The organism is Sorangium sp. So ce367 (assembly GCF_051520455.1).
GTDB classification, from domain to species: Bacteria; Myxococcota_A; Polyangia; order Polyangiales; family Polyangiaceae; genus Sorangium; species Sorangium cellulosum_B.
The window spans coordinates 9948645-9968836 of record NZ_CP150334.1 but is presented as its reverse complement, the minus strand read 5'-3'; the positions used below and the strand labels follow the sequence as shown (position 1 = coordinate 9968836).

Genomic DNA, 20192 nt, shown 5'->3' with positions numbered 1-20192 from the left:
GTCAGGGCCTGCGCTTCATGCCGGGGAGGGTGGCCTTCTCGGGCGGCGGCTCGAGGTACTCGATCTGCTCCGCGGACAGGATGCCGTACTTCGGGTTGGCCGCCGCGCCGCCGGTCGACTTCGTGAACGTCACGCCGTAGGTGCCGGTGACCTTGACCTTCGCGCCGACGGCCGGGATCGGGTTCGGCAGCTCCTGGCCCCAGAACTCGTCCGTGAGCTTCGCCTCGCCCTCCTTGCCCCGCGGCGCTTTGTCGATCGCCTCGATCATGCTGTAGATCTGCGCGAAGTTCGAGGCCCAGCCCATGACCTCGACCATGTCCTTCGTCTCGCCCTTCTCGTCGGCGATCGCGAAGCTGGGGACCGGCGCCTTGCAGTCCGGCGGGTCACCCTTGCCCGTCTTGTGCACGGCGCAGGCGGGGGCCTCCGCGAGGTTCGTCTTGACGATGTAGCCGACGATCGAGAGCTTCTTGCCGTTCACGTCCTCGAAGTGGACGCGGCTCCGGAGGTCGTGCGTGACGCCCCAGACCGTGTAAGCGTCACCCTGCTTCTTGTTCTTCGCGGGCAGCGTCGGCACCGCGGGCAGGGTCGCTTTGCGGCCGCTGAAGGCGGGCTTTGCCGTGTAGGGCTGCTCGTCCGTTCCGCACCCTGAAGTGCCCGCGACGAGGAGGATGGCGGCGAGGAGGGGTCGACCGAATCGGGCGTTCATGGCATCTCCAAGGTCAGCGTGACGGGCACCTCCAGCAGGAAAGATCCAGCGCTGGAATAGCCCTCGGACAGCGGTGCGCCGCGTGCGGGTCAGGCGCCTCTCGCATGCGCGCGCGACGGCGGAAACGGCTAACACGGCCGTGAGTCGATCGTAAAGAGAAACGGAGACGTCCCCCTCTCTTCATCGATCCTCGTCGCGCGGCAGCGCGCCGCGGCGGAGGGCGGGCGGAGGACGGTAGAGCGCGACGGGCCGCCGCCGGCGCCGCCCGATCGCGGGGCGGGAGGGCGCGAGAGGCGGGCTCGGCGAGGCGCGCCGCGCGACCCGCCCAGGCTCAGCCCGGCGCCGCCAGGCCGGGTTGCGCGGGCCTCCGCGGCGTTCTCCCGGTCCCGGGGTTGCCTCGAATACGCGAAGGACGTGTTTCCGCTCTTCGCGATGGCAACATCGATCGAGTACCCTCTCCGTCCCATGCGCGAGACGACCCTGCGCACCGCTTTCGAAGCCTCGAAGGTTTTGGTGATGATCCTTGCTGGCGGCGAGGGCCGCCGGCTCGGCCCGTTGACGCACGACCGGGCGAAGCCCGCCGTGCCGTTCGGCGGCCGGTACCGGATCATCGACATCGTCCTCTCGAACTTCGTCAACTCCGGGCTGCACCGCATCAAGATCCTCACGCAGTACAAGAGCGCGTCGCTAGACGAGCACATCGCCCGAGCTTGGCGCCTCTCGCCGATGCTCGACAGCTTCATCGAGACCGTCCCTGCGCAGCAGCGCACGGGCAAGAGCTGGTTCAAGGGGTCGGCGGACGCCGTCTACCAGACCCAGCACGTCATCACGGACGAGTCGCCCGAGCACCTCTGCATCTTCGGCGGCGACCACGTCTACAAGATGGACGTGCGCCAGATGCTGCACGATCACCTGTCGCGCGACGCGGAGGTGACCGTCGCCGCCATCCCGGTGACGAAGGAGGAGGCTCGGTCCTTCGGCGTCATCGAGTGCGACGAGTCGGGGCGCATCCTCGCCTTCCACGAGAAGGTGCAGGATCCGCCGAGCATGCCCGGCAGGCCGGGCATGTGCCTCGCGTCGATGGGCAACTACATCTTCAAGACGAAGGCGCTGCTCGACGTCCTCGAGCACGACGCGGCGACCGAGGACAGCGCGCACGATTTCGGGCGCGACATCATCCCGCGCATGGTCCAGAGCGGCAGCCGCGTCTACGTCTACGATTTCCACGAGAACCTCGTCCCCGGCGAGGACGAGGGCGCGGGCTACTGGCGCGACATCGGGACGATCGACGCGTACTGGGCGGCCCAGATGGATCTCGTGAGCATCCAGCCGGCGTTCAATTTCTACAACCCGCGCTGGCCGATCCGGACCGGGATCAGCCACGACCCGCCCGCCAAGTTCGTCTTCCGCGACGAGGCGAACGCGCGCGTCGGCATCGCCACGGACAGCCTTGTCTCGCTCGGGTGCATCATCTCCGGCGGCAGGATCCACCGGAGCGTGCTCTCGAACCGGGTCCGCGTGAACTCCTTCAGCCACATCGAGGAGTGCGTGCTGTTCGAGGACGTCAAGATCGGGCGCCACGTCAAGCTCCGCCGCTGCATCATCGACAAGGACGTCGAGATCCCCGCCGGCGCCGAGATCGGCTTCAACCTCGAGGAGGACCGCAAGAAGTGGTTCGTCAGCGAGGGCGGGATCGTCGTGATCCCGAAGCGCGCCAAGATCGACTCCCCGTAATGCGCCTGACCAGGGCCAAGCGCGGTGCCGTCCGGGTGGCCGGCGCGTAACTCTCCTGAATTGCTTGTAAAATTCCGATCGCGGCGCGCGGCGATCGCCGCGCGCTCGCCGGCGGGGCCGCGCGGTCCTGCCGCGTCCGCGGGGACGGGCCTGGGCGCCCCCCATGGAACGGGCGTCCCTGCTACGTTGGGTGTGCGATGCCGCGCACGATCATCATCGGTGACGTTCACGGCTGCCGGGACGAGCTGGCGCGGCTGATCGAGCACGTGGGCCTCGTATCGGGCGATCGGGTCGTCATGGTCGGCGATCTGATCGTGCGCGGACCTGATCCGTGCGGAACGCTCGATCTGCTCCGGGAGGTCGGCGCGATCTCGGTGCGGGGCAACCACGAGGATCGGCTGCTCCGCTGGCGTGCCGGGCGGAGCGATCCTCGCGGCGAGCCGCTGGGGGAGCTCTCGAAGGAGACCGCGCAGCAGCTGCGCAAGCGGGACTGGGCGTGGCTGGAGACGCTGCCGTACTGGCTGGATCTGCCGGAGCACGGGCTCCGTGTGGTCCATGCAGGGTTGATCCCCGGTCTGCCGATCGAGCGACAGGATCCGCACACGTTGATGTACGTGCGCTGCCTCGGCCGCTACGGCGAGCCGGTCGAGCGCCGCGGGGGCAAGACGCTGTGGGGCCAGACGTACCAGGGCCCGCCGCACGTTGTGTTCGGCCACAACGCGCGGAGCGAGCCGCAGATGCACGCGTGGGCGACCGGGATCGACACGGGCGCGGTCTACGGTGGGCGCTTGACCGCGATGGTGCTCCACGACGGCGAGCGCGTCCCGCCGCCGGCGGCGCGCTCCGAGGTTCTGGTCTCGGTCCCGGCGCGGCGCCGTTACGTGGGACGTTAAAAATGCTCCGCGTCTTCCAGCGGTTCCGCGCGATCGGCCGCGCCTCTCTGCGGGAATTTCGTTAGGCTCCCGTCCGCGCCGCGGCCGCTCTCCAGGCCGGCGGCCCGTCACGGAGCAAGCCAGGTGGAGCCTCGATACCCGTTCGTTGCAGTCGATGTCCCCGAGCCGGAGGCCGACGAGATCGGCGCCCTGCTCTTCGAGCTGGGCGCCAGCGGCGTCGAGCAGCGCGACGAGCAGACCCTCGTCCGCGGCGCGCGCTCGGGCCAGGTGACGCTCGTCGCCAGCTTCGAGGCGCACGGCGAGGCGATGGAGGCCATCACGGCGCTCGGGGAGCTCTCGCCGCCGCTCGCCGCGCGGCTCGAGGAGGTGGTGGGCGACGCCTGGCGCGACGCGTGGAAGGAGCACTTCGCGCCGTTCGCGCTGACGCCCACGATCACGATCGTGCCGCCGTGGGAGGAGCGCGCGCCCGAGCGCGAGGGCGAGCGGGTGCTCCTGCTCGAGCCGGGCAGGGCGTTCGGCACGGGGCTCCACGCGACGACGGCGCTCGTGGCGGAGCTCCTCGACGAGCACGCGGCGGAGCTCCGCGGCCGCGAGATCCTCGACGTGGGCACGGGCAGCGGCATCCTCGCGCTCGTCGCGCTGCTGCTCGGCGCGGAGCGGGCGATCGCGATCGACAACGACGAGGACGTGATCGAGGTGGTGCTCGAGAACGCGGCGCGCAACGGCCTCGAGGGCCGCATCGAGGCGAGCGCCGGCGTTGTCGAGGGGGTGACGCGGCGGTTCCCGTGGGTCGTCGCGAACATCGAGGCGCGGGTGCTGCGGCCCTTGGCGCCGGAGCTCGCGCGCGTGCTCGAGCCGGGCGGCTGGCTGATCCTGTCGGGCATCCTCGAGAGCGAGCGCGACGATCTGATCGCGCGGTACACGTCGCTGCCGCGCCCGCTCGAGCACGTCGCGACCCGGCCGGATCCCGCGTCGCCGGGCGGCGATCGCAGGGCGGGGCGGGGCGACGCGGGCGGCGAGGGCTGGGTGGCGCTCCTGTTCCGCGCGCCGGGCGGCGCGGCGTCCTCGCCCGGATGAGCGGCCCGGGGCTCTTGCGGGTGCCGCTCGGCGCGATCGCGGCCGGCGTGATCGCGCTGCCGCCCGAGGCGGCGAGCTACGTCGTGCGGGTGCACCGCCTCCGCGAGGGGGATCGGTTCGTCGTGTTCGATCCGGAGCTCGGGGTCGAGGCGGAGGCCACGCTCGAGTCGATCGGCCGCCGCGGGGCGGAGGCGCGCATCGACGCGCCCCGCCCGGCCGCGCTGCGGCCAGGCCGGCGCGTGACGTGGATCCAGGCCGTGGGCAAGGGCGACAAGATGGACGCGGTGGTGCGCGACGCGACCGAGCTCGGGGCGACGCGGATCATCCCGGCGATCTCGGCGCGGAGCGTGGCGCGGCCCGCGGAGGAAAAGAGCCAGCGCTGGCGCCGGATCGCGGTCGAGGCGGCGCGCCAGTGCGGCCGCGGGGACGCGCCCCGGGTGGAGGCGCCGATGAGCCTCGCGGCGGCGCTCGCCGAGGCGCAGGCGGCGCCGTCGACCGAGGACGGCGCGCTGGGGATGTGCCTGGATCCCTACGCGGAGACGCCGCTCGGCGCGCGGCTGGCCGCGCTGTCGCCGGGCATGGAGGCGGCGTTCGCGGTCGGGCCGGAGGGCGGGTTCACGCCGGAGGAGCTCGGCATGTGCGCGGCGCTCGGGTTCGAGCGGGTGCGCCTCGGCGCGCTGACGCTGCGCACGGAGACGGTGTGCGCGGCGGCGCTCGGGGCGCTGATCGCGGTGAGCGACGCGCGCGCGGGGTGATGGGGCGGCGGTCGGCGAGGGGCGCGCTGGCCGGCGCTGGTCGCAGCGCCAGCGGCTCGTCGTCGCGCGGCGCGGCGCGGTGGATCGCGGCGTTGCTCGGCGCGCTCGCGGTCGCGCTCTGCGCGTGCAGCAACACGGCAGACGCTCCAAGGAGCGCGCGCGCGCCTGCGCCCGACGCGGCCGCGCTCGAGCCAGCGGAGCCCGGCCTCGTGCCCGCGGCGCCGGCCCCGGCCGTCTCCGCGGCCGCGACCGCGCCGTCCGAGCCGGCGCCGTGGCCCCGAGCGCGCCCGCCGCGCGTCGAGACGGACTGGTGCATCGACGGCGTCGACGCGCTCGACGAGGAGACCTGCTACGTCCTGCCCGACGCGCCGACCCGGACGCTGCTGCTCTACTTTCATGGCATCGTCCCGCCGGGGAAGGAGAGCCAGCAGAAGACCAACTTCGAGACGGTCGTGTCCCGCGCCGCGCGGCGCGCGGGCGTCGCCGCGCTGATGCCGCGCGGCAAGGTCGGCCTCGCGCCGAAGGGCTACGCGAGCTGGTGGGGCTGGCCGACGGGCGGGCGGGCGTACGACGAGCACGCAGCTTCGTTCGTCGCGGTGTTCGCGGAGAAGCGGAGGAAGCTCGAGGAGATCGCCGGCGCCTCGTTCTCGCGGGTGTACGTCGCCGGCTCGTCGTCGGGCGCGTACTTCGCCGCGGCGCTCGCGCTGCGCGGCGGGATCGACGCCGACGGGTTCGGCGCGATGTCCGGCGGGGGAGGCCGCGCGACGCCCGAGCTCGCGACGCTCGCGCCGAGGCCGTTCTACATCGGCTTCGGCGCCCACGACACGGTGGCCGGCTCGGCCCGCGCCCTCGCGGGCGTCCTCCGCGGCGCGGGCTGGCCCGTGCGCGTCGCCGAGCACCCGTTCGGCCACGGCGCGAAGGAGGTGTACCTGGACGAGGCGTTCGCCTTCTGGCGCGAGCACGAGGCGCGCTGATCCCGCGGGTCAGAACTAGATCCCGAGCGTGTCCTCGCCCCACGGCAGCCCGCCATAGAGGTGCTCCGGCGATGCCGTCTCTGACCCCGAGACGTAGGTCACGGTCGTGCGCGCCGAGGAGCGCCGCGGCACGGTCGTGCGAGGGAGATCACTCGCGGCGATCGAGGAAGTCCATCAGCCAGGTCATTGCCGGCCGCATCGTGCCGTCCGGGTACAGGAGGCCCGTGCTGTCCCTCCAGGTGGAGCCGACGACGTAGCCCCAGAGGGTGATGCCCTTCACGGCGCTGTGGTTGTAGAACATCGTGAACTGCTCCTCCATCACCCTGCGTTGCTCGTCGTCGTCCGCGAGGTCGATATCGTACTCGGTGATGTACACGGGCAGGCCCGTGGCGGCGAGCCTGTCGATGTAGCCCTTCACGGTGCTGGTGTCGATCCTGTACGCGTCGTGGGCCTCCGCGCCGAGGCCGTCGATCGGGGCGCCCGCCTCCAGCGCCGCCTTCACGATCTCGACGAAGTGGTTGTGATCGCTCTCGTACTCGATGTTGTTGTAGTCGTTGAGGATCAAGGTCGCGTCCGGGCAGAACTCGCGAGCCCACTTGAAGGAGTTGACGATCCAGTCATAGCCGCTCTCGCCGGCGCCTCCGATGGCGTTCATGAAGGGAGGCACGGTGTGGGGCGGCGGCTCGTTGACGACGACGATGTACTTCGTGTCGGGGTACCGCTCGCAGAATGCCTGCATCCAGTCCCTCACGGCCTGCCGCTGCTCGTCCGCCGGGAGACTCACGAGCCAGGCCGCGTGCGCGGCACCCCACACGAAGTTGTGCTGCATGAAGGGGATGTCGTTGTCCTGCGCGTACTCGTAGATCGCGTCGAGCCTGCTCCAGTCTCGAACGCCGCGGGTCCTCTCGACAGAGGGCCACTTGCCCTCGTTCTCGGGCGCGATCTGGTTCCAGTGCTGGATGAAGTCGTCGCGCACCTGGCCGTTCGTCGTGATGTTACCGACGAACTTGCCGGCGCTGCCGCTCGAGCCACCCGACCCGTCGCTGGAACCGCCGGCCCCGGAGCTGCTCGCTCCGGCGCCTCCGTTGCCGCCGTCGCCGGAGCCGCCCGTACCAGAGCCCAGAGCGCCCGTGCTGCCCGTGCCGGCTCCGCCGGCGCCCGTTGCGCCGGCGCTGGCGCCATGGCCCCCGGCTCCCGTCGTGCCGCCCGCGCTCGACGAGCCGCTCGGGCCATCGTCAGCCTTGTCCACCTTGCCAGAGCAGCCGGAGAGGGCCGCGATCCCGAGTGCGATCGAGGTCGTGCCGCACAGCCATCGAGAAGAACGGTTCTTGTTCATGCCAACCACCCGCAAGCTGAAGGATCGTGACCGGTGACTCCCGGAGCGGGAAAGCCGAGGGGAGCAGCGCGAGGTAGAGAGCATGCGCTCAGCGCCACGCACGCCAGACAGACCGGCCCCCGGAGTTCCCGTTGCCCCTCGGATCTATCACGACCCGTGCGGTGGAGCGATCCTCCACGGTCACGAGCGCGGGCGAACAGCGTGAGGAGCGATGCGGCGCGCCGCACCCTCGCGGCGCTCCCCCGGCGGGTGCGGCGCGCCACGCCGCTCTGTGCACCTGAAAGACGCATCTCCTTTGCACCGGCGAGCAGGAGACGCCGCGGGCTCGCTCACGGAGGTAGCCTCCACGGGGGCTTCCGTGGATGGCGCGCTCGGCGTTCTACCATTCGCTCGGGTCTCGCGGTAGAACGCGAGGCCCGTCAGGTAAGACAGCATGATCTACAGCTTCCCAAGCTATGTGCCCGGCATTGCCATTGCCATCGCGGTGCTCGCCGCGTCGATCGGCGTGCTCCTCCTGTGGAGGCGTCAGCCGCTGGTGGTTGCCTTGATCGCATTCGGGGTTTCTGCGGTAGCGGGTGGCCTCTTCGCGCCGATGCTGGCGATGGATCGGGTCGTCCTCGACGACGAGAAGCTGGAGCAGACCACGGGGTTCTGGTTCGCGCCGACCGTGAAGGGATTTCGTCTCGCCGAGGTCGAGTCCGTCGCGATTGGCACCGCCAGGGATAGAAAGAATCGCGAGATCGAGGTGTGGATTGTGAAGGGGAGGGACGGCCAGACGCGAGAGATCGACCCCGGTGATCTCTGGGAGATGAACGGTCAGGACATCCTCCGGCGCCTGGGAGAAAAAGGGATCGACGTCAGGCGATGAGGAGAGGCTTGCTCGTCTCGCGCTCGGTGTCGGCGAGGCGCGGAGGTCGCACGGTGCTTGAGGCCTCAGCCGAGCCACGCCTCTGCGAGCGCCAGCAGCCGAGCATTCCCGGGGACGTTCTCGAGGAAGCACCGCCGGATCTCTGCATCCGGGATCCGGTCCGCGCGCGCGAGCAGGTCCGCGCGCGCCGCCGCCAGGGCCGCGCGCGCCGCGTCGGTCGACCCCGCTGCGTAGAGCGCCTCGGCGTGCACCAGCGTGAGCTCGGTCGCCTCTGGAGGCCTGAGCCCAATCGCTTGCAGGCGCGCCACGAGGTCCTGTGCGATCGCCGCGGCCTCGGTGGCGCGGCCTTGGGCGAGCCTCACCCGCGCGAGCACCGATCTGCCCCAGTCATGGGCCAGCGAGGGCATCGTGAGCCCCTCGATCCCCGCGAGCGCCTCGCGCTCGGCCGCAGCGAGGTCGCCGCGCCGGTAGAGCAGGCTCGAGTGCAGCAGGCGCGCCAGTCTCTCGAAGTCCCGATCCTGCTGCGCCGCGAGGGCGCCGGCGAGGTCGGCGATATCCGTGATCGCCTCGTCGAGCAGGCCGCGCGTGGAGCGCAGGACCGCGCGCCAGAACCGAGCTATCCCGCCGCTCACGTCGGATCGGGAGATCCCCTCGGGCAGGAGGGTGCGCAGGATCTCCTCGGCGCGGTCGTGGACCCCGAGCTCGACGTAGGTCTGGGCGATGCCCGCGCGCGCGTACTCCGCCGGCAGCCGCATCCCCGCCGCGTCGAACGCGGCCTCGGCCTGGCGCAGGAGCTGGAGCGCCGCCCAGCTGTCACCGCGAACGAGGCGCACCTCCGCCGCCTGCATCAGGCGCCAGTGGCCGGACACAAGCAGATCTCGGCGGCCGAGCGATTCGTCGAGGCGATCGAGCCGCGCGCGGTAGGCCTCGGCCAGCTCACATCGCTCCATGAAGCTCAGCCGCGCCCAGACAAAATACAGCGCTTGCGCGAAGGATGCGGCCGCCTCGGGGTCGGGGGCCATCGCGAGGAGATCTCCAGCGACCAGCTCGATGTGCTCCGCTGAGCCGCACTCCTGCTGCATGCTCCAGATCTGCTTGGCCGTCGCCAGGCACCAGTTCCGGCTCCCTGGTCGGGCGAGGCGCTGCACCTGCTTCGCCAGAGCGGCGGACCGATCCTTCTCCCCTACCCAGGAGAGCGCCTCGCACTGCACGAGCCGCAGCGCCCCGTGGAGCTCGCCCTCGGCGCCGCACTGCACGCCGCGCTCCGCGCGCTCGATCGCCCCCGCTGTGTCGCCCCCGCGCAGGAGCAGCTCCGCCGCCTCCAGGTAGCGAGCCGCCGCCTGGGCGCGCTCGCCGCCGCGCTCCATGTGCTCGGCGAGCACCCCGGGATCGCTCTCGCCCGCTGCCGTGAGCCACACCGCGGCCAGCTTGTGCCCGAGCGCGCGATCGGCGTCGGTCAGGGTCGCGTACGCGCCCTCGCGCAGCAGAGCGTGGCGGAACGCGAGCTCCTCCTCGCCCGGAAAGCGGCTCTCGGCGCGGCGCTCGACCACCTCCCGCGCGACCAGCGACGTGAGCGCTCCGCTCACCGGCGAGGCGTGCTCGCCGCAGGGCAGGTGCGGCGCCTCGCCAACCCAGGTCGCCGCGCCAGTCGCGGGCAGGGTCACGTCATCGCCCCCGGGCGGGGGACCGCCCTGGGCCTGAGGAGCGAGATCGCCGCCGAGCAGGCACCGCGCCCCGCCGGCCCAGAACACCTCGCCGAAGACGCTGGCCGCGCGCAGCACCCGCCGCTCCGCCGGATCGAGCGCGCTGATCCGTGCGTGCACCATGGCCAGCACGGTCTCGGGCAGCGCCTCCCCGCGCCCCTCGCTGACCGCGCGGATGAGCTCCTCCAGATAGAACGGGTTGCCGGCCGCGCGCTCGACCAGCTCGGCGATCCTGGTCGGGCCCACGGCGTCGCCGAGCGCGTGCAGGGCGAGCCGCTCGGCCGCGCGGCGCGGCAGCGGGGCGAGCCGGATCTCCTGGACGCTGCGCTCGGCCCACAGCCCGGGGAAGCGCTCGTGCACCTCGGGGCGCCCGAGCGCCAGCACGAAGAGCGGTCGATCCTCGAGCCGGCGCAGCGCCTCACCCAGGAGCCGCACCGAGGGCAAGTCGCCCCAGTGCAGGTCGTCGAGCGCCAGCAGGATCGGCCGAGCCTCGACCTCGGCGGCCACGAAGCGCTCGAAGGCGCGGGCGATCTGCTCCGCCATCGCCGCCGGGTGCTGGCGCGCCGCGCGGAGGGCGGGGCTCTCCTCGTCGGGGAAGGGCGCGCCCGCGATCTCGCCGAGCATCTCCGCGACGTGGCGCTGCTCGGCCTCGGGTACGCGTCGCGCGACCCGCGCGCGGATCCGCGCTTGCCGCTCGCCGAGCGGCGCGCCGGCCAGCGCGCCGGTGGCGCAGCGGATGGCCTCGCCCAGCACGCCGAATGGCGTGCCCTCGCCCACCACATCGGCGCGGCCCGTCCAGATCTCCACCTCGGGTCGGAGCGCGCGGATGCGCTGGAGCGCCTCGTCGCAGAGGCGCGACTTGCCGATGCCCGGCGGCCCGGTCACCAGCGCCGCCCGGGCGAGCCCCTCGCCGGCGCACTCCTCGAAGAGGTCCACGAGCGCGCGGATCTCGCGGTCGCGGCCGACGCACGGGCGCTTTCGCCCGAGCAGCGTGCGCGCGCCCCCGCCCGCCTCCCGCTCGCCGTGGAGCTCGAAGCCGGCCGGGCCGCGCCGCACCTCGAAGCGGGGGTCGAGCAGCGCCCGGGTCACCTCGTCGAGCATCGCGACGCCTGCCGCGGGCGGCGCGCTGGCCACCATGGTGGCGGCGCGATCGATGAGATCCCCGACCGGCGTCTGCCCGGTGAGCTCCGCGCGCCCGGTGACGACCGCGATCCGCGCCGCGCCCCCGCTGTCGTCGAGCAGCGGCCCCAGCACCATCGCGCACCGGGCCGCGCGCGCGGCCTGATCGGTCGCGCTCCCCTTGCTCTGAAGGCTCACCAGCACCCCGCCGCCGGCGAGATGGTCCACCCGGCCGCCGAGGCGGGAGATCGCGGCCTCGAGGCGCCGCTGCCGCGCCGCCGGCACCTCGGAGGGCAGCGTCTCGCCGGCCGCGCCGGCGGCGCCCGCCGGCACCTTGGAGGGCAGCGTCTCGCCGCCGGCCGCGCCGGCGGCGCCCGCTGGCGCCGCCATGACCAGCGAGAGCACGCGCTGCTCCCCGGCGGTGAGCGCCGCGCCGGGGACCGGCGCCGGCTCGCCGCCCTGCGCCCCGAGCGCGCGCAGGGCCGCGGCGACCTCGGCGGCGCTCGCTGGCCGGGCCGCCGAATCCTTGGCGAGCATGCGCGCGACCAGCGCATCGAGCGCCGGCGGCGCGTCGGGCCGGAGCTCGCGCACCCGCGGCGCGGGCTCGAGCAGCAGCCGCGCCAGCACCGCGAGGATGTTCGCCCCCGTGAAGGCCGGCTGGCCGGTGAGGCACTCGAAGAGCACGGCCCCCAGCGCGAAGACGTCGGCGCGCGCGTCGGCGCGCTCGCCGCGGGCCTGCTCCGGGGCCAGGTAGCCCGGGGTGCCCATCACCACGCCGGTCCGGGTGTGCAGGCTCGTCGTGCCGCTGAGGCGCGCGATGCCGAAGTCGATGAGCTTGATGCGGCGCGGGTCGCCGCCGACGAGGAAGATGTTCGAGGGCTTGATGTCGCGGTGGATCACGCCGCGCGCGTGCGCCGCGGCGAGCGCCTCGGCCGCGGCGAGGGCGAGGGCCACGCTGTCGTCCATGCCGAGGCCCGCGCGCGCGAGCCGCGCGGCGAGGTCCTCGCCATCGAGCCACTCCATGGCCAGCCAGCGCTGCCCCGCGTCGGTCACCCCCTGGGCGACGAAGCGCACGATGCCAGCGTGGCTCAGGCCGGCGAGGATGCGGCACTCCCCGGCAAAGCGCTCTTCCTGGCGGTCGCCCTCGCCCGCCAGGAGCTTGAGCGCGACCGGCTCGCCGCGGGCGCGATCGAGGGCGCGGTAGACGAAGCCCATGCCGCCCCGGCCAGCCTGGCGTTCGATCACGAAGCGCTGGGCGAGGAGGTCGCCCGGCTGTGCGCTGGCTGGCGGCAGCATGGCGAGAGGATGGGGCAGGGGTGCAGCGCGGTCGAGGGCGCGGCGCCGCAGCGGAGAACCCCACCGCGGCGCCGCTTTGAGCTGGCGGCCTTGGCGCGGAGGTGCCGTGAGCTCTGATGGGGGCGACTGCTACTTTCCGCCATGGCGCCGCCACCAGAAGCTCTCGTGGCCGACGTATGTCACGGTCGTGCGCGCCAAGAAGCGTTGTGGCACGGTCGTCCTCGTGATCGCACCGGACGCCGGCGTGGCCGCCTGGTCGGCGGAGAATATCGACCTCGGCCTGGGCCTCGGCCACGTCGAGCCGCTGGTGCTCGGTCCGGCGGTCGTCCCCGAGATCACCGACCCAGCCGAGGCGGAGAAGGACGCCGAGCTGGCCGTGCTGTCGGCGGTGGCGCACGGCAATGGGCCGAACGGGCTCACCGTGCTCAAGGCCGCGCTCGTTGCGCTTGGCCGGCTCGACCAGGAGCACGCGATGGTCTATTTTCAGGTCATCTGGAGCGGGTTGCGTGAGCCCATGCGGCGGGCTCTGGAGGCGCTGGTCATGGAACGGCAGATCGAAGACGAGGCGAGGTTTCCGTTCGTGCGGGAGCTCATGGCTCGCAGCGAGCTCAGGGGCCTACGTGAGGGCGAGCTCAAGGGCAAGAGGGACACGCTTCCGCGGCTGCTTGCGCGGGCCGGGATCATGCTCACCGAGCGCGAAAGTGCGCGCATCCAGGCATGCACGGACATCGCTACCCTCGACCGCTGGCTCGATAACGTCCTCGGGGCGAAGACCGCGGCCGACGTGCTCTCCTGACGGTTGACGGATGCGGCCCAACAACCCAGCAAGGCGATGAACCTGACGGGTCTTGCTCGTGGATTGTCGCCGCATGTGGCCGAGCTCAGGGCTCCCCCTCCTGCGCCAGATGTTACCGAACGGCTACGAATGCTGCCAAGCTCCCTGGGTAGCTCGACGTCGCCTCAGCGCCAGCGCGCCAGCTCTTTGACGTCGATGCGATAGACCGGGCTGATCCGGCCCTGCTGCGCGGGATTCGGGCAACGCAGACCGGGGATGTCGTCGGACGAACCCAGCTGGGGGAACCTGTTCGCCAGCTGGCCCCTGTTCGGGCCGTCCGGTTTGCGGTTGTATTCCTTCAGAAGGAACGTCACGAACTCGGCTTCGGTCCACGCCGGGTCTTGCGAATCGAACGTGGTGAAGCGCGGCTCGCCGTTGACGTTGCCGAGATAGACGGCATTGGCACCCTGCCAGGTGGCGAACGAGCTGTCGTGGTGGCGCTTGACGTAGTCCGGATGATTGTAGAAATACACCCAATCGCCGGGGCGCAGCTGGTCGACGGAGTCCACGGCCAGCGCCACCCGCAGCTTGCTCACGCTGCCCTCGTCTCCCGGCGCGACCTGCACGATGTCCTCGGTGACCCCGTCGAGCGCCGCCGTGCCGACCGTCTTCATGAAGGCGCGCAAGAAGCAGATGTGCAGCGCGCTCATGCACTCGATGGCGATGGGATGGGCGTCCCAGGTGAACAGATCCTCGAGGGCGGCGGACGCGCTGAAGTCCTCGGTGTTGGCGAAGTTCATGGTGGTGGAGTGGGCGGGGTGGCCGTCGTTGACAGGCGCGTCCGCCATCCACGACCGCTCCGGGAAGCGATAGACACCGCGATCCCATTCGTTGGCGTAGATGAAGCGTCGATCCTGGCCCAGACGTCGCGCGGTGTTGAGCTCGCGGAGGTTGGCGATCATCCATTGGCCGAACAGAGCCTCTCGGTGCTCGACCACGCAGGTGCGGACGATGTCGACAAGGTCGCGTGCCCGGCCTTGCATGGGCTTCGAGCGGGCGTGATTTCTGGCCAAGCCCACGAGCAACTTGCGGCGATACAGCCAGGCCCGGTCCGCGTACTGGGGCGCGATTTGAGCTTGCTCGACCTTGATCAGGCGCAGGAGCAGGGTGCGCCGCTCGTTCTGGCTCTTTCGCACCTTGTTGAGCACACGGCGGATGTGCTGGCGCTCGGTGGGCCAGTCGGTGTTGCCGGGCGGGGCCGTCGTGTGGTCGAGACGGACGAGCTCCTGGTCGATCCGGTCGATGCGCCGCTGGCAGCGCGCGGCTGCCCGCAACAACACCGCCACGCTCAACGGCACGCGCGCACCCGAACCGCAGCGACACTTGCCCACGCAGCCGCGATCGGGCGTCGTCGCATCGCTTACCCGATCACCAGCTCGTCCGCGATGGCCCGCGCCTTGGCCTCGCAGGTCACATTCGGGGCGCGGAGCGTGGCGACGAGCGCCGCGTACTCCGGCTGTTCCTCGAACGTGTCGCCGAGCTCGAAGCACAGATCCACATAGCTGGTCACGTGGGCCTCGAGGTGAAGCCCGTGGCCCGCCGCCCGCTGGAGCTGCGCCTTCAGGCGCTCAATCAGCGTCTCGTCGTTCGTGCTCCAGACCTGTTCCGGATACATCACCCGCACGCGTTCGAGCAGGCGCGGCATGAGCTCGGCGTCCGAGCGCCGGGCCAGGAGCTTCATTTGCTCGCGCCGGATGGTCAGCACGACGCAATTACGACGGCTTCGTCAACCTGTGTCAAGGACGATAAGGCGAGCAAGGCCGAGCCTGCAAGCCCGACCCCGCCGAGCGCGCCTCCCCCCTCGCGCCAACGACGGAAGGACCACGCCGCCGAGCTCTCCACGCCCAGCAAGGACCGGAGCGAGGCTCCGCGCCTGGGCGAGCTCCGCGGCGAGCGTTCCCGTGTAACCGTTGGCGCCGTACAACACCCACACCCGCGGCACTGCAGTGGCCAGCAAGACGCCCGGAAGCCGCTTGTCGGCTGGGATGGCTGGCACGCCGGTTGCTATGTCTGTGGCATTGGCACACATGGAGTGGATGAAACCCGCAATTCGAGCGCCTTTCGGCCTGGGGCCGCGGCACGACGATCCGGGTTTGGCACACCGGCACACCGGCACACCGGCACACCGGCACACCAGCCCCCGTGCCGCCAAAGGAGTAGGAAACCCGTGCACACCCAACGAATTCTCTCCACCCTGGTCAGCGTCGGCTTGCTGGCGGCGTGTTCTGGTTCCACCGCACCGGGCGGGTCGGGCCCCGCAGGTCCCGGCGACGAGCGTCCCGAAGAGGTCGGAACCCAGGTGCAGCTCGAGCTCGACTCGGTCGCCGCGACCGAAGTCGAAGCCCAGGTGGCCACCGCCAAACAACACGACGCGGCATCCCTCCAGGAGGCCTACGCGGTCTCGTTTTCGAACGATCTGGGCTACGGTCTCACGGACGTTCAGAACCTCGATCTGATCCAGCGATCGGAGCTGGGCCTGAATGACGCGGAGCTCAAGGTCCTGGCCGCGAACGGCTTCGTGGTTTCCAGTCGACTTGCCTATCCCAGCTTTCCCTACGCCTACGCTGCCATCTACGTGCACGATTTGCCGGTCTTCGTGAGCGGCGACATGGTGCTCGAGGCCATGCACCGTTCGTACGACGACATCTTGCAGGCCCTGGAACAAGCCGTCTTGATCCCGCGTGTCACCCGCTTGCTCGACACGATGCGTGCTCGCCTGGCGTCCGGAGATTCCGGGCTCTCGCAGCAGGCGGCAGCCGACGCGGACTTCTACCTGACCGTCGCGCGCAGCCTGCTGATGGGAGCGCCGAGCGAACCCGTGGCGGGCGCCAGCAAAGCCGACGTCGCGTCCTTCCTGACTCACGCCGAAGCGGCCGACGGAGAACAGATAAAGTCCATCTTCGGCGTTTCGCGCCGCTTCGACTTCTCGCAGTTCAAGCCCCGGGGCCACTACACGGACACGGTGGCGCTCGAGCGCTATTTCCGCGCCATGATGTGGATGGGACGCATCGACTTTCGGCTCATCGAAACCATGCCCGATGGCTCGCGCGTCTTCTGGCGCCGTCAGCTCGAGGCGGCGCTGGCGTTGCGTGACTTGATGGATGCCGCGGCGCTGGAAGACTGGTCGGGCATCGATCGAACCGTCACCGCGTTCGTGGGTGAGCACGACTACATGATCGTGCCCGAGCTGGACGAGCTGTTGAAAGGCCTGGGGGTGTCCGATACGAGGGGGCTTGCTGCCATCGATGACTCGACGATCGCTCAGGCGATCATCGACGGGCGCTACGGCGAGCAGCGCATCGCGAGTCACATCATGCGAAAGAACGGCGGCGATTCCACGTTCCCGCTCAACGCGAGCTTCGCGTTCTTCGGGCAGCGCTACGTGATCGACAGCCACGTGTTCTCCAACGTGGTGTACGACCGGACCGCGATGCGCGTGGTCCCGAACCCGCTCGACGCCGCGTTCGCCGCCCTGAAGAACGATCACGCGGTGAGCCTGCTCGCGCGTGAGCTCGAAGAATGGAACTACGCCGGCGATCTGGCGGCCGTTCGCGTCATCGCCGACGCCCACCCTCCATCGTACTGGGAAGGCAGCCTGTACACGTCCTGGCTCGGGGCGCTGCAGACGCTCTCGGCGAACGCCACGACCCTGGGGCCAGCCGCGGAGGGGCTACCCAGCGTGGCGCGCAGCGAGGCGTGGGGGCGCCGTTTGCTGAACACTCAGCTCGGATCGTGGGCGCAGCTCAGGCACGACACGATCTTGTATGCCAAGCAGTCGTATACCGGCAGCCAGGGCTGCGACTTTCCGGATGCGTACGTCGAGCCCTACCCCGAGCTGTTTCAGAGGATCGCCAAATTCGCCGGCCAGGGCCAGGCCTTGGTCGATACCCTCGACTTCAGCTTGAACGGGAACAACGCGTTGGGGGAGCATGTGAGCGCCTACTTCGGCACCCTGTCGCGCATCGCGACCACCTTGAGTGAAATGGCGGAAGCGCAGCGGACGGGCATGCCGCACTCGGAGGAGCATCTGACCTTCATCAAGCAGGCAATTCACATCGAGGGCGGTGGCAGCGGTGACCCCTGGCAAACGGGCTGGTACAAGGATCTGTTCTTCGATCCCGTCCACGGCTTGAAGAGCGACCCGACCATCGCCGATGTGCACACGGACATCGGAGGCGACCTGCCGGTCTCGCGATCTCCGTCGGTGTTGCACGTGGGCACGGGCAATCCACGCATGATGGTCATGACGGTCGATACCTGTCAGGGGCCTCGCGCGTACGCGGGCGCGGTGTTCGCCTACCACGAGCACCTGGCAGAGGGCTTGACCCGACTCACCGACCAGGAATGGGCTCGGAAGCTGTATCAGGATCCGCCGGCCGATGTGCCGTGGATGGCGCCGGTGCTGGCGGAGTAGAGACCGGCGCGGCAAAGGCCTCGGCGCGCAGGGCTGCGCCGAGGTGCGCTCGAACGCCGGCACCCTTCACGACCGGTCGCGCTCCAGGTTCTCGCGGAGCTTGCGCAGTCCGTCGCGCGCTCGGCCGCGCATCACGCGGCGCAGGAGCGGGAGCACGAGCCAGCGAAACCACCACCGCTGATTGCGGCTGACCATGCGCCACGCGACGCGCGTCCCGTCGTCGGAGAGCGCCGCGAAGTCCACGCTCATGCGGGGCAGGAGGAAGCCCTTACCTTCGGTCACCAGACGCTCCCCGACCCGAGCCTCCTTCACCTCGATGTCGATCGTGCCGGTGCGCCCGAAGGGCATGCGCACGGTCTCCTGGTAGCGCTTGCCGACCTGCCCGTGCTCCAGCGTGTCGAGCTCGCGCATGGCTGCGACGCCCGGGAACCAAGCCGGGAAGTTCTCCATGTTGGACACGTACGCGAACGTTTCGTGCAGGGGCCGGCCGATCTCCACCGAGCCCTGCGCCAAGAGCTCCGGCTGCGCGCCGCTCACGAGCGCCTCCTCGGTGCCGTCTTGGTCTCCATCGGCCTGAGCAGGCTCTGCTCCACGATCCGACGCATCGCGCGGACGTAGCGCGGCCGGGACCAGCTCCGCTCCTCGATGAGCTCCTGCCAGTTCCCGATCGACAGGAGGGTGGCCAGGAAGTCCGCCGCATCCGACGCCGACCATTCCTCGGCCAGCGCGCCTTCGGCCTGAAGCCGCGCCACGAAGCCCGCGCAGACGCCCGTGAAACCGCGCATGCGGTCGCGCCACGCGAGCTCCGCGTCCTCGTCCGTGGCCCGTGCCGCCCGCATGGCCCGCGCCACGTCGGTGATGTGGGCGACGTAGCCCGCCCACGCGCCGATGAACTCGGAGAGGATCGCGCGCGCGTCGGGGGCGCGCTCGCACTTTCTGACCAGGTCGGCGAACCCGTGCACCTCGTCGACGTGACGCACCAGCGCGACCAGGAGCTGGGTCCTGGTCTCGAAGTGCAGATAGACCGCCTGGCGCGACACCCCGGCCGCCGACGCGATCTCCGCCATCGAGACGCCGCGACGCCCCGGCTCGGTCACCAGCCGGCGCGCGGCCTCGAGGATCACAGCACGGGTTTCCCCGTCCTTGCTTGACATGGTGTCAACATGGGGCATAGTTTACACTGTGTCAAGTTCGACGGGCGTGCCGGCGTGCCGGCGTTACAGCGCGCGCGGGCGACCGCGAAGGACTCGGGGCGCTCTGCCGCTAGAGCGCGGAATAGGTTGAACCGTCATTGATCCTCGGCACTCATGCGGCCTCCGCTCTCCAACCGGTGGAGCGCCTCAAGATTCTGGATTGCGGAGGTGCGCCGGAGATCGAACACCGATCACGTTGAAACCCGGAAGATTTTCACAGGGAGGCGGGGAGGCGGGGAGGAAGAGAAAATGAGTTTTGTCTCTTGCCGTCTCTCGCTCCCCGCCTCCCCACCTCCCTGTGAAATTCCCGCTCTTTCTCGTGGTTTCAACCCGTTTGTCGCTCTACTCTGCTTTCGGGCCCGCGCTGGTACGCCCCCGGGGTGCCGCCGGTCACGCGCCGGAAGGCGCGCGTGAACGAGATGGCCGAGTCGTAGCCGACGCGGTGGGCAACCTCGGTGATGGGGACTCCCTCCCGCAGGAGCCCGCGCGCGCGGTCCATCCGGATCCGCGTCAGATACTCGAGCGGCGTCTGGCCCACCGTGCTCCTGAACCTCTCCGCGAAAGCGGAGCGAGACATCCGCGCGCTGCGCGCGAGGTCGTCGATCGTCCAGCCGCGCGCGAGGTCCTCGTGCATGTCGCCGAGCGGGCGCGCGAGCTGCGTGTCCGCGATCGCCGCGAGGACGCCCCTCCTCGGCCCCTCGCCGGTCTGGAGGTAGGCCCGGACCGCCGAGATGAAGAGCGCCTCGGCGAGGCGGCGGATGATCGGGATCGATCCGATCTCCGACGAGCAGACCTCGAGGCGCAACAGCTCGATGAGCGACTGGAGGCCGTGGCTCCGGTTCTGATCGATGCGCAGGTGAATGAAGCGCGGGAGCGCGACGAGCAGAGGCTCGCCCTCCGTCGGATCGACGTCGAAGGCCACGCTCACCAGCGTGGAGCGCGCGCCTCCGCCTCCGTAGCGGATCAGATAGCCGTCTCGGCGATCCTCGAGATCGGTGCAGTCCACGGTCGCGGAGTCCAGCGAATCGGACAGCACGTAGGGTTCGCCATCCAGAACGAGGAAGAGATCGTGCGCGCCGAGCAGCCTCGGCTCCGGGAGCGCGCGCGTTCGCAGCCAGCACGATCCCGCGACGATGAGCACGAACTTGATGGGGCCGCGGTGCGCGACGCGGTGTCCCCACGGCGCCGACGCCTCGAAGCGCGTGCACAGGGCGCTCTCGACGTGCAGTGAATGAAAGAGTCGGCTGAGGGCGTCCATCGCCTCGCTCCTCCGGCGCCCATCAGGCGCC

At 70.8% G+C, this 20192-nt stretch carries 16 protein-coding genes; 8 read left to right on the top strand and 8 right to left on the bottom strand.

The genetic code is table 11. The features are described 5' to 3' along the window. Nucleotide 1: 1 nt before the first annotated feature. Nucleotides 2–706 (bottom strand): hypothetical protein, encoded by a 705-nt coding sequence (locus tag WME97_RS37790; protein WP_437544952.1) that lies wholly within the window; start codon nt 704–706, stop codon nt 2–4. Between the two features lie 465 nt (nt 707–1171). On the opposite strand from WME97_RS37790, the gene glgC reads away from it, so the two are divergent. From glgC to WME97_RS37765, 5 genes are all read left to right on the top strand, one after another. Further along, nucleotides 1172–2440, top strand: coding sequence for a glucose-1-phosphate adenylyltransferase (glgC, locus tag WME97_RS37785; protein ID WP_437544951.1), 1269 nt, complete (start codon nt 1172–1174; stop codon nt 2438–2440). Between the two features lie 197 nt (nt 2441–2637). Next, on the top strand, nt 2638–3333 hold the full coding sequence (locus WME97_RS37780) for a metallophosphoesterase (protein WP_012239701.1): 696 nt from the start codon (nt 2638–2640) through the stop codon (nt 3331–3333). Between the two features lie 123 nt (nt 3334–3456). Continuing rightward, entirely contained in the window at nt 3457–4410 is a 954-nt protein-coding gene (locus WME97_RS37775; RefSeq protein ID WP_437544949.1) for a 50S ribosomal protein L11 methyltransferase, read from the top strand. Then, nucleotides 4407–5165 carry an RsmE family RNA methyltransferase gene (locus tag WME97_RS37770; protein WP_437544948.1) on the top strand — a complete coding sequence of 253 codons (759 nt, stop codon included), beginning with the start codon at nt 4407–4409 and terminating at the stop codon, nt 5163–5165. Before WME97_RS37775 ends, WME97_RS37770 begins: the two co-directional genes overlap by 4 nt. Then, nucleotides 5165–6139: an alpha/beta hydrolase gene (locus WME97_RS37765; protein WP_437544947.1), complete on the top strand. Its 975-nt coding sequence runs from the start codon at nt 5165–5167 to the stop codon at nt 6137–6139. Before WME97_RS37770 ends, WME97_RS37765 begins: the two co-directional genes overlap by 1 nt. A 148-nt stretch (nt 6140–6287) precedes the next feature. On the opposite strand, the gene WME97_RS37760 is transcribed toward WME97_RS37765, so the two are convergent. Beyond that, the gene (locus tag WME97_RS37760; RefSeq protein ID WP_437544946.1) at nt 6288–7475 is read right to left on the bottom strand and encodes an endo-1,4-beta-xylanase; all 1188 of its coding nucleotides are present in this window, start codon (nt 7473–7475) and stop codon (nt 6288–6290) included. Between the two features lie 433 nt (nt 7476–7908). Here WME97_RS37760 and WME97_RS37755 point away from each other — a divergent pair, with 433 nt between their 5' ends. Continuing rightward, a complete protein-coding gene (locus WME97_RS37755; protein ID WP_437544944.1) occupies nt 7909–8343 on the top strand; it encodes a hypothetical protein in 435 nt (144 codons plus the stop codon). Nucleotides 8344–8408: 65 nt separating this feature from the next. Here the strand turns inward: WME97_RS37755 and WME97_RS37750 are convergent, their stop codons facing one another. Then, nucleotides 8409–12461 carry a serine/threonine-protein kinase gene (locus WME97_RS37750; RefSeq protein WP_437544943.1) on the bottom strand — a complete coding sequence of 1351 codons (4053 nt, stop codon included), beginning with the start codon at nt 12459–12461 and terminating at the stop codon, nt 8409–8411. 187 nt (nt 12462–12648) lie between these two features. Between WME97_RS37750 and WME97_RS37745 the strand changes: the two genes are divergently transcribed. Then, nucleotides 12649–13257, top strand: a complete 609-nt coding sequence (locus WME97_RS37745) for a hypothetical protein (RefSeq protein ID WP_437544941.1) — start codon at nt 12649–12651, stop codon at nt 13255–13257. A 164-nt stretch (nt 13258–13421) separates the two neighbouring features. On the opposite strand, the gene WME97_RS37740 is transcribed toward WME97_RS37745, so the two are convergent. Together WME97_RS37740 and WME97_RS37735 are read right to left on the bottom strand one after the other, a co-directional pair. Beyond that, nucleotides 13422–14594 carry a hypothetical protein gene (locus tag WME97_RS37740; RefSeq protein ID WP_437544940.1) on the bottom strand — a complete coding sequence of 391 codons (1173 nt, stop codon included), beginning with the start codon at nt 14592–14594 and terminating at the stop codon, nt 13422–13424. Nucleotides 14595–14656: 62 nt separating this feature from the next. After that, nucleotides 14657–14977, bottom strand: coding sequence for a hypothetical protein (locus WME97_RS37735; RefSeq protein WP_437544939.1), 321 nt, complete (start codon nt 14975–14977; stop codon nt 14657–14659). 486 nt (nt 14978–15463) lie between these two features. On the opposite strand from WME97_RS37735, the gene WME97_RS37730 reads away from it, so the two are divergent. Beyond that, complete coding sequence (locus tag WME97_RS37730; protein ID WP_437544938.1) at nt 15464–17710, top strand: DUF3160 domain-containing protein; 2247 nt, start codon at nt 15464–15466, stop codon at nt 17708–17710. A gap of 66 nt (nt 17711–17776) precedes the next feature. On the opposite strand, the gene WME97_RS37725 is transcribed toward WME97_RS37730, so the two are convergent. The 3 genes from WME97_RS37725 to WME97_RS37715 all read right to left on the bottom strand — a co-directional run bounded on the left by WME97_RS37725 (nt 17777) and on the right by WME97_RS37715 (nt 20161). Continuing rightward, complete coding sequence (locus tag WME97_RS37725; RefSeq protein WP_437544937.1) at nt 17777–18247, bottom strand: SRPBCC family protein; 471 nt, start codon at nt 18245–18247, stop codon at nt 17777–17779. Beyond that, nucleotides 18244–18864 (bottom strand): TetR/AcrR family transcriptional regulator, encoded by a 621-nt coding sequence (locus WME97_RS37720; protein WP_437544935.1) that lies wholly within the window; start codon nt 18862–18864, stop codon nt 18244–18246. Before WME97_RS37720 ends, WME97_RS37725 begins: the two co-directional genes overlap by 4 nt. Nucleotides 18865–19228: 364 nt before the next feature. Continuing rightward, on the bottom strand, nt 19229–20161 hold the full coding sequence (locus WME97_RS37715; protein ID WP_437544934.1) for an AraC family transcriptional regulator: 933 nt from the start codon (nt 20159–20161) through the stop codon (nt 19229–19231). Nucleotides 20162–20192: the final 31 nt, after the last annotated feature.